The following is a 15,175-nucleotide window of genomic DNA, read 5'->3' on the forward strand; positions in this document are numbered from 1 at the left end:
TGCCCGATACGTTTTCGTGACCTGACCTCGGTGGGGCCGCTGACGTGACGGTCCGGCTCCCGAAGGTGATACCGGCCATGTTCCAAGGGCGGCCGCGGGTTGTCGGTGCGGAGCCCTAGACTCGTAGAGCGATGAGCAGCCTCTTTGACGACAGCTTCCTGGCGGACCTCCAGGCCCCGCGGGGCCACGAGGAAGAGCCCCCGCCGCCCGAGGACGATCACGCTCCGGAGCCGATTCCGGACGATCTGTTCGGCGGGAAGTTCGACGTGCCCCCGAGCCGGGACGCCCACCGGGACGCGTACTACCGCGACGGCGCCCACCGTCCCGTCGTGGACCCGGCCACGCTCCTGGAGGGGCTGAACGACAACCAGCGCGCCGCCGTCGTCCACTCCGGCTCCCCGCTGCTCATCGTCGCCGGCGCCGGCTCCGGCAAGACCCGGGTGCTCACGCACCGGATCGCCCACCTGCTGGCCGAGCGGGGCGTCCACCCCGGCCAGATCCTGGCGATCACCTTCACCAACAAGGCCGCCGGCGAGATGAAGGAGCGCGTCGAGCAGCTCGTCGGCCCGCGGGCGAACGCGATGTGGGTGATGACCTTCCACAGCGCGTGCGTGCGGATCCTGCGCCGGGAGAGCAAGAAGCTCGGCTTCACCTCCTCCTTCTCGATCTACGACGCCGCCGACTCCAAGCGCCTGATGGCCCTGGTCTGCCGGGACCTCGACCTCGACCCCAAGCGCTATCCGCCCAAGTCCTTCAGTGCGAAGATCAGCAACCTCAAGAACGAGCTGATCGACGAGGAGGACTTCGCCGCCCAGGCCGCCGACGGCTTCGAGAAGACCCTCGCCCAGGCCTACGCCCTCTACCAGTCGCGGCTGCGCGAGGCCAACGCCCTCGACTTCGACGACCTGATCATGACGACGGTCAATCTGCTGCGCGCCTTCCCGGACGTCGCCGAGCACTACCGCCGCCGCTTCCGACACGTCCTCGTCGACGAGTACCAGGACACCAACCACGCGCAGTACGCCCTCGTCCGGGAACTGGTCGGCACCGCCGAGCACCCCGCGGACGTACCGCCCGGGCCGGACGACCTCCAGCCCGCCGAGCTGTGCGTGGTCGGTGACGCCGACCAGTCGATCTACGCCTTCCGCGGCGCGACCATCCGCAACATCCTCCAGTTCGAGGAGGACTACCCGGACGCGACGACGATCCTGCTGGAGCAGAACTACCGCTCCACGCAGACGATCCTGTCCGCCGCCAACGCGGTCATCGAACGCAACGAGTCGCGCCGCCCGAAGAACCTGTGGACCAACGCGGGCGCCGGCGCCCGCATCACCGGCTACGTCGCCGACACCGAGCACGACGAGGCCCAGTTCGTCGCCGACGAGATAGACCGCCTCACGGACGCGGGCGAGGCCAAGTCCGGCGACGTCGCCGTCTTCTACCGCACCAACGCCCAGTCCCGTGTCTTCGAAGAGGTCTTCATCCGCGTCGGCCTGCCCTACAAGGTCGTCGGCGGCGTCCGCTTCTACGAGCGCAAGGAGGTCCGGGACGTCCTGGCCTACCTGCGGGTGCTGGCCAACCCGGAGGACTCGGTCCCGCTGCGCCGTATCCTCAACGTGCCCAAGCGGGGCATCGGCGAGCGGGCCGAGGCGATGATCGACGCCCTCGCCCAGCGGGAGAAGATCAGCTTCCCGCAGGCGCTGCGCCGCGTCGAGGAGGCGTACGGCATGGCCGCGCGGTCGACGAACGCCGTCAAGCGGTTCAACGCGCTCATGGAGGAGCTCCGCACGATCGTCGAGTCGGGCGCCGGCGCGGCCACGGTCCTGGAGGCCGTCCTGGAACGCACCGGCTATCTGGCCGAGTTGCAGTCCTCCACCGACCCCCAGGACGAGACCCGCATCGAGAACCTCCAGGAACTCGCCGCCGTCGCCCTGGAGTTCGAGCAGGAGCGCGGGGAGGGCGAGCAGAGCACGCTGGCCGACTTCCTGGAGCAGGTGGCCCTGGTCGCCGACTCCGACCAGATCCCCGACGAGGAGGACGGCGACGGCGTCATCACCCTGATGACCCTGCACACCGCCAAGGGCCTGGAGTTCCCGGTGGTCTTCCTCACCGGCATGGAGGACGGCGTCTTCCCGCACATGCGCGCCCTCGGCCAGACCAAGGAGCTGGAGGAGGAGCGGCGCCTCGCCTACGTCGGCATCACGCGCGCACGGGAGCGGCTGTACCTGACCCGTTCGGCGATGCGCAGCGCGTGGGGGCAGCCGTCGTACAACCCGCCCTCCCGCTTCCTGGAGGAGATCCCGCCGGCGCACGTGGACTGGAAGCGCAAGGGCGGCTCGGCTCCCGTGTCCTCCGGTCCGGCCTCCGGAGTGGCGGCCTCGCTGTCGTCGTCCCGCTCCCGCTCGTCGGCGGCCGGCGCCTCGGGCTTCGCCACGCGTCGTACCTCGGAGAAGCCGGTGGTGTCTCTCGCCGTGGGCGACCGGGTCACGCACGACCAGTTCGGCCTGGGCACGGTGGTCGCGGTCAAGGGCACGGGCGGCAACGCCGAGGCGACGATCGACTTCGGTGACGCCAAGCCCAAGCGGCTGCTGCTGCGGTACGCGCCGGTGGAGAAGCTGTAGCGCTCACGAGGCCGCCCATGACGCCGTGAACCCACCGTCGAGGAGACGGGGGGTTCAACGGAACGACAGGGGATCCGGCGGGACGAACGCGGCGGTCGCTCGGGAAGGACTCAGGTCGGGTCGAGCCCGTGGCTGCGCAGCCACGGCAGCGGGTCGATGGGCGCCCCGCCGCCGGGCCGTACCTCGAAGTGCAGGTGCGGGCCGGTGGAGTTGCCGGAGTTGCCGGAGTACGCGATCGGCTGTCCTGCCTTGACGATCGCACCGGGGGGAACCTGGTACCGGGAGAGGTGGCAGTACCACGTCTCCGTGCCGTCCTTCGCCGTCAGGATCAGCATGTTGCCGTAGGCGCTGTTCCACTGGGTGCGGACCGTGCCGTCGGTGGCGGCCATGACCGTCGTCCCGTACGAGACGGGGAAGTCGATGCCGGTGTGCACGGACATCCAGTTCACACCGGCCTGGCCGAAGTAGGCGCTGAGCCCTCGCTGCATGACGGGAAGCACGAACTTGGGGCGCAGCCGCTCCTTGCGGGCCGCCTCCTCCGCCGCCTTCTTCTTCTCGGCCTCCTGCTGTGCCTTGAGGTCGATACGTTCCTGCGTACGGCTCGCCCGGTCGGCGAAGTCGTCGGCACCTGCGGACAGGCTCTGCAGCTGGGTGTCAAGCTTGTTGTTCGCGGTGGACGGCTTCACGGGGTGCGCGTCGAGGGCGGACGCCGCGGTGTCCTTGTTGCCGTCGCCGGTGAAACCGCCGACGGAGGCGGCGGCGATGCAGGCGACGCCCACCACACAGGCCGAGGGAACTGCCACGGTCAGCAGCGCGGAGCGCTTGGCCGGCGTGCGGCGCCGGGAGCGGCCCGCGCCGCGCGAGCCCGTGCGCGAGACCGGCGGGGTGGCCTCTTCCTCGTCGACGAGCACGTCGGAGGCGGGGATCCGGCCGGTGGCGGTCGGCTCGCCTTCGCCGGAGTCGCTTTCGGCCTGCTGCTCGTGGTCTTCGTACTCGCCGTGCTCGCCGTAGTCCCCGAACTCGTCGCCCTCCGGGGAGGCCACGGGTGCCGTGACGACGTCGGCGGTGGCGTCTCCGGCCGCGCCGTCGGTGTTCCACCGGGTGGCGTCGTACGTGCCGCTGTCGAAGGTCTGCGTGGCCCAGTCCCACTGCTGGGTGTGGCCGGCCGCGGCGTCGGTCCCACCCGTCTGCCCGAACGGGTCGGTCTGATCCATCCCGTCGGTCTGGAGCCAGGCGGTCGCGTCCCACTGGCCGCTGGTGTCCACCGGGCCGGCCTGCTGCGGCACGGCTGCCAGGTGCTGGTATCCGGTGGGCCAGGCCGTCGTGTCGTACGCACCGGTGTCGTACACGGCGTGGTGCTGGGCCGCGTACGCGTCGTAGGTCAGCGTCTGCTGGCTGTCCGTGGACCACTGGGTGGTGTCGTACGCGCCGGTGGACTGGGCGCTGTCGGCGGAGAGGTCGCCGAAGAGGGGGTCGGTCGCGAAGCTCGCCGTGCCGTGTGTGCCGGTGTGAAAACCGGTGGCGGTGTAGTCGCCGTAGCTGGTGAAGTCACCGTACGCGGCTTCCTGCCCGCCGTACGGCGCGTAGGGCGCCGAGGCGTCATCGGAGGCCGGAGCCGGGGAGGTCACAATCCCCGACGGGTGACGGTCGTTCACCAACTTCTCTTTCGCCTCGACAACAGGGGCTGCCAGAGCAGTGCGGCGACTGTACCCGGCGGTACGCGGGCGCGACAATCTTCCGCAGGTTTCCCGCACACGGGAAACGGGCAATCACCCGTGATTCGGCGGACTGCGGACACGGCTTTGGGACTGTGTTCGAGACGAGGTTCGACCCTGATGGGTCAATCAGGCCACGGTGAGGCCGCCCGCGCGGGTGGTGGACGGGTCGCCCGGCCGTACGGTGTCCAGGGCCTGCCGTATCCCGCTGGCGACGGCGGGGTGCACGGGCAGGGCGAGATGACCTATACCGCTCACCTGGATGTTCTCGGCCCGGAGATCCGGGTGCTCCACGCAGGCCGACTCCAGCGGGTCCATCAGGTGGTCGAGGTCGCTCCAGAAGCTGACGAAGTGCGTACGGCAGCCCGGAGCCGGGCGGGACAGTTCCTCGATCAGCTCCGAACCGGGCCGCATCTGGCGCACGATCGGATGGGCGTTGGCCAGCGGCGCGACCCGGGTGCCGGCGTGCGGGGTGCCGAGCGTGACGAGGGTGCGGACCCGCAGGTCGCCGCCGAGTCGCTGCACGTAGTAGCGGGCGATCAGTCCGCCGAGGCTGTGGCCCACGACGTCGACGCGCTCGCTGCCGGTGCGCTCGCAGATCTCCTCTATATGGCGGCCCAGCAACTCGGCGGCGGTGCGGATGTCGCAGGTCAGCGGCGAGTAGTTGAGGGATTCCACCCGATGCCGGCCGTGCTGGGCGAGGTTGCGGCGCAGCAGGACGAACACCGAGCGGTTGTCGATGAACCCGTGCAACAGGACCACCGGCGGCTTGGCCTCCGTCGGCAACTGCGCGGTGCCGTCGGGCGCGGAGGCGGCGCAGGCCTGGGCCCGGCGTTCCTGGATGATTCCGGAGGGATAGAGCAGGAGGTGCCCGGCGAGGATCGCGAGTTCCAGGGCGGTCGCCTTCAGGAGGGCCAGTGAGAGTCCCGCGACCCTGACCGGGAGCAGACGTTGCGCGAGCGGAAGAATCGGGTCTGCGACGCTGGTGACCTTCATGGCCGACCTCCTGTCGGCACGCGGGAGGACGGCTGTGTCCCCCGTGTGCCCTCGTGGGCCGTCGCGGTGAAGGCGGAAGACGGGGCATGAACGAGGTGTGCGGGGCGGAGCGTGCCGCGCACGGCGTGCCTGACGCCGAGGATGCGACGAGGCTCCCTGCCGATGTGGCGACGAGGGCCCCCGCTGTCGTGCCGTACCCGTCCTGTGTGTCCTTCGTGCCCGCGACGACCTCGTTGCGGCTCCCGTGACGCTTGTTCCCGCAGCGGTCCGCGGGCCGCTGCGGTGCGCGGCCGGTGGGCCGCCGCGTCGTGGAACAGTGCGCGAGAGGGTCCCCCCTGCTCCAGGAGCCTGGGGAAGTGTCCCACCGTGTGATTTCCCCCTCGGTCAGCACCGTGAAACTGCGGGTTGCGGGATGCTGGCGATAACGTTCGTTCACTTCCCCGGACGATGTGGTGCCGGGCGTCCGTCCCGCACGGGACGGATGTAGTCGCTTCATGGAGGCAGTGATGGGTGTGGCAGCCGGTCCGATCCGCGTGGTGGTGGCCAAGCCGGGGCTCGACGGCCACGATCGCGGTGCCAAGGTGATCGCGCGGGCGCTGCGTGACGCCGGCATGGAGGTCATCTACACGGGGCTCCACCAGACCCCGGAGCAGATCGTCGACACCGCGATCCAGGAGGACGCCGACGCGATCGGGCTCTCCATCCTCTCCGGCGCGCACAACACGCTGTTCGCCGCCGTGATCGACCTGCTCAGGGAGCGCGACGCCGAGGACATCGTCGTCTTCGGCGGCGGCATCATCCCCGAGGCGGACATTCCGCCGCTGAAGGAGAAGGGCGTCGCGGAGATCTTCACCCCGGGCGCGACCACCCAGTCCATCGTGGACTGGGTCAGGGCGAACGTCCGCGAGCGCGCGGGGGCCTAGGAGCCCCTGCGGCCGGACAGGGGCCTGCGCGGGCCGACAGCGGCCGGGTTCCTCCAGCCGGGCCGGTGCCTGAGAACGAGGCGGCTCCGGCCGGAGGAGCATCCGAGCACCCAGCCGCCGGGGACGGCCGCCTGGACGCGGAGTGAGGCTCAGCCGACCCGGCCACCCAGTTCCTCGGCCATGGCGCAGCGCAACCGCAGCGTCGTCACCAGTCGCTGGAACGCCTCCGCCCAGTACCCTCCGGCCCCGGGCGACGCATCCTCCGCCTCGTCCGGCACCGCCAGCAGCCCGTCGAGCCGATTCGCCTCCGCGGGGTCCAGGCACCGCTCGGCCAGTCCCATCACTCCACTGAAACTCCATGGGTAACTCCCTGCGTCCCGCGCGATCTCGAGCGCGTCGACCACCGCTCGTCCGAGCGGCGCGGCCCACGGCACCGCACACACCCCGAGCAGCTGAAACGCCTCGGACAGCCCGTGCGCCGCGATGAACCCGGCGACCCAGTCGGCCCGCTCGCCGGCGCCCAGGGTGCCGAGCAGTTTCGCGCGCTCGGCCAGGGACACCGCGCCCGGCCCACCGGCCTCGGGTGCCGCGGGCGCCCCCAGGAGCGCCCGCGCCCACTGTGCGTCCCGCTGCCGCACCGCCGCCCGGCACCAGGCGGCGTGCAGCTCCCCCTGCCAGTCGTCCGCCACCGGCAGGGCCAGGATCTCCTGCGGGGAGCGCCCGCCCAGCCGTGCGGACCACGCGCCGAGCGGGGCCGCCTCCAGCAGCTGGCCCAGCCACCACGACCGCTCGCCCCTCCCCGCCGGCGCCTTGGACACGACACCGTCGCGCTCCATGCTCGCGTCGCACTGGTGAGGGGCTTCGACGACGATCGTCGGCGTGCCGCGCATGTGGTCGACGGCCACACAGGCCCCGGCCCGGTCCGCCATCCGCGCGGAGAGCGCCGAACCGGGCAGTGCTGAGAGCAGCTCCGCCGCCGTGGCCCGTACGTTGCGGCTGCGGTCGGCGAGGGCCTGCTCCAGGAACGGCTCGTCGTCCGGGCCGAGCCCGGTGCGCAGCGAGTCCAGGAACATCAGCCGGTCCTCGGCCCGCTCCGTCGCCCAGGTGGCGGCGAGCAGCTCGCGCCCGGCCGCGGGCCGGCGTTCCCGGATCGACGCCAGGAGGGCGACCCGCTCGGCGAACAGGCCCTCCTCCCACAGCTGCCGGATCCGCTCCGCGTCCTCGGGGCCGGGCAGCGCCGTGCCGCCACCCGGGGCCGCCCGCAGGGCGAACCGCCAGTCCGGGTTGAGTCGCGCCAGCCACAGCGCCCGTGGGCCCGCGAGGACCAGCGCGGCCGGTCGCAGGTCCGTACGGCCCCGAGCCGCGTCCAGCAGTGCCGGGAGGGCCTCCGGGGGTGCCGCGTAGCCGTGCGCGTTCGCCGCCGCGAGCCACTGCGGCAGCAGCTCCATGAGATCGGGTGCCGTGCCCCTGCGGCCGCCGCCCGCCGCGCCGGGCCGGTCGGCCAGCAGCAGGGCGAGCCTGCGGGCCGCCGCCTCGGGCAGCGCCGGGCGCGGGTCCGGGGGTGCCGGCTCGGGGCGCTCCGCCGCCGGCGCCGGACGCAGCCCCGCCCGTCGGCGCACGGTCTGCACGGCCGCCGTGTCCAGCAGGGCCACCGGGGCCTCCTGGCCGGGCGTGCCGCCCGGGGGCGTGCGGCGGTCCGTGCCGAGCAGGGCGGCGGTGACCAACTCCTCCCAGGCGCCCGTGGCGGGCGCCTCCACCGGGGCGGAGGTCCTGATCATGAGCTTCCTTTCCGTTGCCGGGGTGCCTGAGAGGGTTGGAGGGTCACCCGTTCCGGGTTTCCCCTGGGGCGGAAGAAATTCGTGAATCCGGTGAGAAGGGAAAGTTCGGGTGAGCTGTGACGGGCCGCCGATGTGCGCCTTTCGGGTGAGGCTTCCCGCTGTGCCGAACACGCCCCGCCCTTCGTCGTGACGTCACTCCAATGCCGGACGTGAAAAGCCTGTAACCGGCCTTGATGTCACGCACGGTGGGTGATTGCTCAGCAGAGCGTGACCGTGCCTCCCCGTGCTCGGTGCCAGGCCGTCAGAGGCGTGAACCCGCGGTGGCCGCACTCGCCGAAAACCGTGACGGGTGCACCGCCGGACAGCGCGACCAGCCGCCACAGCCCCGGACGGCCGACGGCCACCGGAGTGAGAGGCAGCGCGGAGTCGGACTCGGCGTCGACGAGCTGCCAGGAGTCTCCGTCCGGGACCGGTATCACCTCCTCCAGCGTCACCGGGACCGACTCCAGCCACGGGTCGTCCCGCAGCGCCTCGCCGTAGCGCGCGGCCGCCTGCGCCGTCGTCACACCGGGCGGGCGTCCCCGCGTGGGCGCGGGCGGAGCGAACTGCTTCCCCAGGGCCGCGCGCGGCTGCCCGGCGCCCGGATACGCGGCCACCTCCGCATCCAGGGCCAGTCCCACCGGCAGCGCCTGCTCCGGGGCGCGCCCGGCGGCTCCGTAGGACAGCAGCAGGGCCGTACGGCCGGAGTCGGTGCCGTGCAGCCAGATCCTGCGCGTGGTCAGCTTCGCGTCCGCGGTGTCGTACTGGGCCAGGACCAGCCAGCGGTCCCGCACCGCGGGGCCGTCCGCGGAGCCGGGCAGGCCGATGCGGGTCCGGACCGTCGCCGCCAGCCCCTCCGGCAGCCGCTCCCGGCGCAGCCAGCCCTGGTCCAGTAGATGCAGCAGCGCGCACTCCTCCAGCAGCCGAACCGGCCAGCCCGGCCCGGACGACGGAATCGCCCCCAGGTCCCGCACGCGGGCCGCCAGGCCGGGGGCCTGCGCGTCGACCATGCGGGCCGCCGTCTCCTCCCACAGCCCGTATCCCGCCTGCTCGGCCGCGGCCAGACCGCCGCGCAGCAGGTCCGCCAGGCGCTGCTCCAGCTCCGTCGCACCCGCGGTGATCCGCTCGGCCCGGCGCTCGGCCCGGCGCCGCGCCGCCTGCGGATCGGCGGCGCCGGAGGCGGAGCCGGGCGCCCCGGCCGCCCGCTTCTCCGCGGTCCGCCTTCTCCTGCCCGCTGCCCACTGCTCGGCCCAGTCCGGCGGGGTGCCGGGCGGCACGGCATCCTCCCCGGCCGCCCACAGCAGCAGCAGCCCGAGCGCGTGCTTGCACGGGAACTTGCGGCTGGGACAACTGCACTTGTACGCCGGCCCCGCCGCGTCCGCGATGTCCACGACCGTCTGATACGGCCTGCTGCCACTGCCCTTGCACAGCCCCCACACCGTCCCCTCGTCCGAACTCCCCGCCTCCGACCACGAACCGGCCGCGCCGAGTTTGCTTCCCGCTTTGCGTGACGCGACGTCAGGCGCCAGTGCCAGCACCTGGTCCGCGGTCCAGCGCACCCCCTGCTGAGTCATGCCATCGAAGGTAGATCCCACCACTGACAATCGGCCCGGCCAGAGCGTCTGTGCAGGTCAGAACGCATTGTCAGTGCCGTGGTGCACGGTGGACGCCAGAACCGAACCGGCCGAGCTGGAGGGGGCCTCAGCCATGTCTGTCTCCGTCGAACCGACGTCCGTCGAACCGAGCCGGAACCACTCCGCGCCCGCGAACGCGGGGCCCACGGGAGACTCTGTGACCACAGGAAGTGCCGGAAGCGCGGGAATCGCCGGGAGCGGTGCGGACGCGGGCGGCCCGGGTGAACCGCAAGCCCTGCGGCCGCACGCCGAGGACGCCTTCGCCGCCGAACTGGCCGCGCTGGCCGCGCAGGACGACCGCCCGCGCCCGGCCCGCTGGAAGCTCTCGCCGTGGGCGGTGGCGACCTACCTGCTCGGCGGCACCCTGCCGGACGGCACAGTGATCACACCGAAGTACGTCGGCCCGCGCCGCATCGTCGAGGTCGCCGTCACCACCCTCGCCACCGACCGCGCGCTGCTCCTGCTCGGCGTGCCCGGCACGGCCAAGACCTGGGTGTCCGAACACCTCGCCGCGGCGGTCAGCGGCGACTCGACCCTGCTGGTGCAGGGCACGGCGGGCACACCCGAGGAGGCGATCCGCTACGGGTGGAACTACGCGCAGCTGCTGGCGCACGGCCCGAGCCGCGCCGCCCTCGTGCCCAGCCCGGTCATGCGGGCCATGGCAGAGGGCATGACCGCCCGCGTCGAGGAGCTGACCCGCATCCCGGCCGACGTGCAGGACACGCTGATCACGATCCTCTCGGAGAAGACCCTGCCGATACCGGAGCTGGGCGAGGAGGTGCAGGCGGTCCGCGGCTTCAACCTGATCGCCACGGCGAACGACCGCGACCGCGGGGTCAACGACCTGTCCAGCGCCCTGCGCCGGCGGTTCAACACGGTGGTGCTGCCGCTGCCGGAGACCCCGGAGGCCGAGGTCGACATCGTCTCCCGCCGCGTCGACCAGATCGGCCGCTCCCTGGACCTGCCGGCCGCGCCGGACGGCATCGACGAGATCCGCCGCGTCGTGACCGTCTTCCGCGAGCTGCGCGACGGCGTCACCACCGACGGCCGTACGAAGCTGAAGTCGCCCAGCGGCACGCTCTCGACGGCCGAGGCGATCTCGGTCGTCACCGGTGGCCTGGCCCTGGCGGCCCACTTCGGCGACGGCGTGCTGCGAGCGGGTGACGTGGCCGCCGGCATCCTCGGCGCCGTCGTCCGCGACCCGGCGGCCGACCGCGTCATCTGGCAGGAGTACCTGGAGACGGTGGTCCGTGAGCGCGACGGCTGGAAGGACTTCTACCGGGCCTGCCGGGAGGTGAGCGCATGAACGGCCTGAGCGCGAGCGCGGGTTCGAGCGGGGCGGCGCCGTCGCCGGACGGCGCGGCGCGGAGCCGCTGCGACCACGACCCCAGCTGGACGGGCGGGCGCGGCGGACGCCGCGGACTGGACCGACGGGGCGGAGTGGTTCGACGGGGCGGAGTGGACCGACGGGGCGGAGTGGACCGACGGGACCGACGGGGCCGACGACACGCACGAGGGGGACGGTGTGACAGGAGTTGACGGATCGCGGAGCCGCAGGGCAGCCGCACAGCCGCTGCTGCTCGGCGTGCGGCACCACGGGCCGGGATCCGCGCGGGCCGTGCGGGCCGCACTGGAGGCGGCGCGGCCGAAGGCGGTGCTGATCGAGGGTCCGCCGGAGGCCGACGCACTGATCCCGCTCGCCGCGGACGAGGGCATGCGGCCTCCGGTCGCCCTCCTCGCCCACGCCGTGGACGAGCCCGGCCGCTCCGCGTTCTGGCCCCTCGCCGAATTCTCCCCGGAGTGGGTCGCCATCCACTGGGCCCTGGAGCACGACGTTCCGGCCCGGTTCATCGACCTCCCGGCCACGCAGACGCTGGCGTGGGGGAGGGACGACACCGGCACGCCCTGGGACGAGGAGGGTCCCGAGGACGGCAAGGGCTCCGCGGAGGAGGGGACCGCGGAGCCCTCGGCCGGGGAGCGGCCGCCCGGAGGACGCCCGGCCGGCGAGCGTGAGGGCGAGGTGGATGTGCGCGTCGACCCGCTCGCCGTGCTCGCCGAGGCCGCCGGGTACGACGACGCCGAGCGCTGGTGGGAGGACGTCGTCGAGCACCGGGGGCCGGGGCGGGGCGACGCGTTCGCCCCGTTCGCGGCACTGGAGGAGGCCATGGGCGCGCTCCGGGAGACGTACGGGAGCCGGGAGGGGGACCGGGACCTCGTGCGGGAGGCCCACATGCGGCTCCAGGTGCGCGCCGCGCAGCGGGAGTTCGGCGACGGCGTGGCGGTGGTGTGCGGGGCGTGGCACGTGCCCGCACTGCGGCAGAAGGCCGCCGTCACCGCCGACCGGGCGCTGCTGAAGGGACTGCCCAAGGTCAAGGCCGACATGACCTGGGTGCCGTGGACGCACCGCCGGCTCTCCCGGTTCAGCGGCTACGGCGCCGGCATCGACTCGCCGGGCTGGTACGCCCACCTCTTCGGCGCGCCGGACCGGCCCGTCGAGCGGTGGCTGACCAAGGTGGCCGGACTGCTCCGGGAGGAGGACCGGATCGTGTCCTCCGCCCACGTCATCGAGGCGGTGCGGCTGGCGGACACGCTCGCCGCGATGCGTGGGCGCCCGCTGCCCGGACTGGGCGAGACGACCGACGCCGTGCGGGCGGTCATGTGCGACGGCTCCGACGTGCCGCTGGCACTGGTGCACGACCGGCTGGTGGTCGGGGACCTCCTGGGCGAGGTGCCCGAGTCGGCGCCGGCGGTCCCGTTGCAGCGCGACCTCGCCCGCCTCCAGCGGCGCCTGCGTCTCAAGCCCGAGGCTGTGGAGCGCGAGTTGGAGCTCGACCTGCGCAAGGAGACCGACGCCGGGCGGAGCAGGCTGCTGCACCGGCTGCGGCTGCTGGGTGTCGGCTGGGGTGAGCCGGCGGCCTCGCGGGGCAGCACGGGCACGTTCCGGGAGAGCTGGCGGCTGCGCTGGGAGCCGGAGCTGTCGGTGCGGGTCGCCGAGGCCGGGGTGTGGGGGACCACCGTGCTCGCCGCGGCGACCGCCAAGGCGGAGGCGGACGCCGTCGGCGCGCAGGCACTCGCCGAGGTGACGGATCTCGCCGAGCGCTGCCTGCTCTCCGAACTCACCGACGCGCTGCCGGCGGTGATGCGGGTGCTCGCCGAACGGGCGGCGCTCGACACGGACGTCGGGCACCTCGCCCAGGCGCTGCCGGCCCTGGTCCGCTCCCTGCGCTACGGCGACGTGCGCGGCACGGACACCCGGGCGCTGGCCGGCGTCGCCGCGGGCCTGGCCGAACGCGTCTTCGTCGGTCTTCCTCCGGCCTGCGCGGCCCTGGACACGGACGCGGCCGAGGAGATGAGGCGACATGTGGACGCCGTGCACACGGCCGTGGGCCTGCTGGGCGACACGCTCCAGGCCGACCACGCGGACCTGTGCCCCCGCTGGCACGGCGTGCTCCGGGTGCTGTCGGGGCGCGACATCGTGCCCGGCGTGATCCGCGGACGCGCGGTGCGGCTCCTGCTCGACGACGGGGAGGTCGAGCAGGACCAGGCGGCACGGCTCATGGGGCTCGCACTGTCACCGGGCACGCCACCGCCGGACGCGGCCGCGTGGATCGAGGGCTTCGTCGGCGGCGCCGGCGGAATGCTGCTCGTGCACGACGAGCGGCTGCTCGGACTGATCGACGCCTGGCTGGCCGGGGTGCCGGCGGCGGCGTTCACCGACGTGCTGCCGCTGCTGCGGCGCACCTTCTCCGCGTACGAGCCCGGAGTGCGCAGAACACTCGGCGAGTTGGTCCGGCGCGGTCCGGGACAGGGCCGCGGCAGCACCGGGGCCACGGCGGCCGGCGTGCCCGGGTTCGCCACGGACCTGGACCAGGAGCGGGCGGATGCCGTAATGCCGGTGCTGCGGCTGCTCTTGGGACGGGACGAGGTACATGCAGGGGACACGGCGGCGCACGAGGCCGTCGGCGACGAACTCGCGGGGGTGGCGCGATGACGGCGGCGCAGGAGTACGAGGCGGGCGTGACGGACCCGGCGCAGGAGCGGCTGCGGCGCTGGCGGCTCGTGCTCGGCGGCGACGCGGCCGACGGCACCGGATGCGCGCTGTCCGGCAGGGACGCGGCGATGGACGGGGCGCTCGCCGCGCTCTACGGCAAGGGCGACCGGCCGCAGACGGGCCGTGCGGCACGGGACCGTTCGGCTGGGCTCGGAGCCTCGGCGCCCTCGGTGGCGCGCTGGCTGGGGGACATACGGACCTACTTCCCGTCCTCCGTCGTGCAGGTCATGCAGCGGGACGCCATCGACCGGCTCGGCCTGGCCACGCTGCTGCTGGAGCCGGAGATGCTGGAGGCGGTGGAGGCGGACGTGCACCTCGTCGGCACGCTGCTCTCGCTCAACAAGGCGATGCCGGAGACCACGAAGGAGACGGCGCGCGCGGTGGTGCGCAAGGTCGTCGAGGACCTCGAGAAGCGGCTCGCCACCCGCACCCGGGCCACCCTCACCGGCGCCCTCGACCGCAGCGCGCGCATCAACCGGCCACGCCACCACGACATCGACTGGCACCGCACGATCGCGGCCAACCTCAAGCACTACCTGCCCGAGTACCGGACGGTCGTGCCGGAACGGCTCATCGGGTACGGGCGGGCGTCGCAGTCCGTGAAGAAGGAGGTGATCCTCTGCATCGACCAGTCCGGGTCCATGGCGGCCTCCGTCGTGTACGCGTCGGTGTTCGGGGCGGTGCTGGCCTCCATGCGGTCGATCAGCACACGGCTGGTCGTGTTCGACACGGCGGTGGTCGACCTCACCGACCAGCTCGACGACCCGGTCGACGTGCTCTTCGGCACCCAGCTCGGCGGCGGCACGGACATCAACCGGGCGCTGGCCTACTGCCAGTCGCAGATCACCCGGCCCGCGGAGACGGTGGTCGTGCTGATCAGCGACCTGTACGAGGGAGGCATACGCAACGAGATGCTGAAGCGGGTCGCGGCGATGAAGGCGTCGGGAGTGCAGTTCGTGACGCTGCTCGCGCTCTCCGACGAGGGCGCGCCCGCCTACGACCGGGAGCACGCGGCCGCGCTCGCGGCGCTCGACGCACCGGTGTTCGCCTGCACACCCGACCTGTTCCCCGAGGTGATGGCGGCGGCGATCGAGAAGCGACCGCTGCCGATACCCGACACCGCATGAGGAACCGGACCGAGCGAAGAGACGAACGAAGAAACGAACGATGAGCCGTCGGCGCCACGCTGACGACTTGTCGACCGCGGTCGGCCAGCAAAACGGACATGCCTACCCATCGGTAACAGCGGGCTTGCGCGACCGCTGGAGTCCCGTGCGAGGATCGATGCCTCGTTCGGCGGTGCGTCGCCCACTTGGGAAGGAACCGTCCCCTCTTGACCGTGCCAGCAGCCCTGCCCGCTGCCGCCCTGCGCGTGATGCGCACGGCGGCCGGGCGGCGTGCGCTGCAACTGGTCCTGC

At 73.0% G+C, this 15,175-nt stretch carries 9 protein-coding genes; 5 read left to right on the plus strand and 4 right to left on the minus strand.

Annotated elements, in window-relative coordinates:
• Positions 1-131 precede the first annotated feature (131 nt).
• Entirely contained in the window at positions 132-2,621 is a 2,490-nt protein-coding gene (gene pcrA, locus BZY54_RS21240) for a DNA helicase PcrA (RefSeq protein ID WP_086726794.1), read from the plus strand.
• Positions 2,622-2,731: 110 nt separating this feature from the next.
• On the opposite strand, the gene BZY54_RS21245 is transcribed toward pcrA, so the two are convergent.
• Together BZY54_RS21245 and BZY54_RS21250 are read right to left on the minus strand one after the other, a co-directional pair.
• On the minus strand, positions 2,732-4,276 hold the full coding sequence (locus BZY54_RS21245) for a M23 family metallopeptidase (protein WP_244217267.1): 1,545 nt from the start codon (positions 4,274-4,276) through the stop codon (positions 2,732-2,734).
• Positions 4,277-4,465: 189 nt separating this feature from the next.
• Complete coding sequence (locus BZY54_RS21250; protein ID WP_086726797.1) at positions 4,466-5,332, minus strand: esterase/lipase family protein; 867 nt, start codon at positions 5,330-5,332, stop codon at positions 4,466-4,468.
• Between the two features lie 506 nt (positions 5,333-5,838).
• On the opposite strand from BZY54_RS21250, the gene icmB reads away from it, so the two are divergent.
• Complete coding sequence (icmB, locus tag BZY54_RS21255; RefSeq protein WP_086726799.1) at positions 5,839-6,255, plus strand: coenzyme B12-dependent isobutyryl CoA mutase small subunit; 417 nt, start codon at positions 5,839-5,841, stop codon at positions 6,253-6,255.
• A 149-nt stretch (positions 6,256-6,404) separates the two neighbouring features.
• Here the strand turns inward: icmB and BZY54_RS21260 are convergent, their stop codons facing one another.
• Together BZY54_RS21260 and BZY54_RS21265 are read right to left on the minus strand one after the other, a co-directional pair.
• Entirely contained in the window at positions 6,405-8,033 is a 1,629-nt protein-coding gene (locus BZY54_RS21260; protein ID WP_086726801.1) for a DUF5691 domain-containing protein, read from the minus strand.
• A 257-nt stretch (positions 8,034-8,290) separates the two neighbouring features.
• The gene (locus tag BZY54_RS21265) at positions 8,291-9,646 is read right to left on the minus strand and encodes an SWIM zinc finger family protein (protein ID WP_086726803.1); all 1,356 of its coding nucleotides are present in this window, start codon (positions 9,644-9,646) and stop codon (positions 8,291-8,293) included.
• Positions 9,647-9,779: 133 nt separating this feature from the next.
• On the opposite strand from BZY54_RS21265, the gene BZY54_RS21270 reads away from it, so the two are divergent.
• The 3 genes from BZY54_RS21270 (at position 9,780) to BZY54_RS21280 (ending at position 14,884) form a co-directional block, all read left to right on the plus strand.
• Positions 9,780-11,012, plus strand: coding sequence for an ATP-binding protein (locus tag BZY54_RS21270; RefSeq protein ID WP_086726805.1), 1,233 nt, complete (start codon positions 9,780-9,782; stop codon positions 11,010-11,012).
• Between the two features lie 219 nt (positions 11,013-11,231).
• A complete protein-coding gene (locus tag BZY54_RS21275) occupies positions 11,232-13,697 on the plus strand; it encodes a DUF5682 family protein (protein ID WP_086726807.1) in 2,466 nt (821 codons plus the stop codon).
• Positions 13,694-14,884, plus strand: a complete 1,191-nt coding sequence (locus BZY54_RS21280) for a VWA domain-containing protein (protein WP_086726809.1) — start codon at positions 13,694-13,696, stop codon at positions 14,882-14,884. Before BZY54_RS21275 ends, BZY54_RS21280 begins: the two co-directional genes overlap by 4 nt.
• Positions 14,885-15,175 lie beyond the last annotated feature (291 nt).

This window comes from Streptomyces carpinensis, from assembly GCF_002154505.1.
GTDB lineage: Bacteria > Actinomycetota > Actinomycetes > Streptomycetales > Streptomycetaceae > Streptomyces > Streptomyces carpinensis.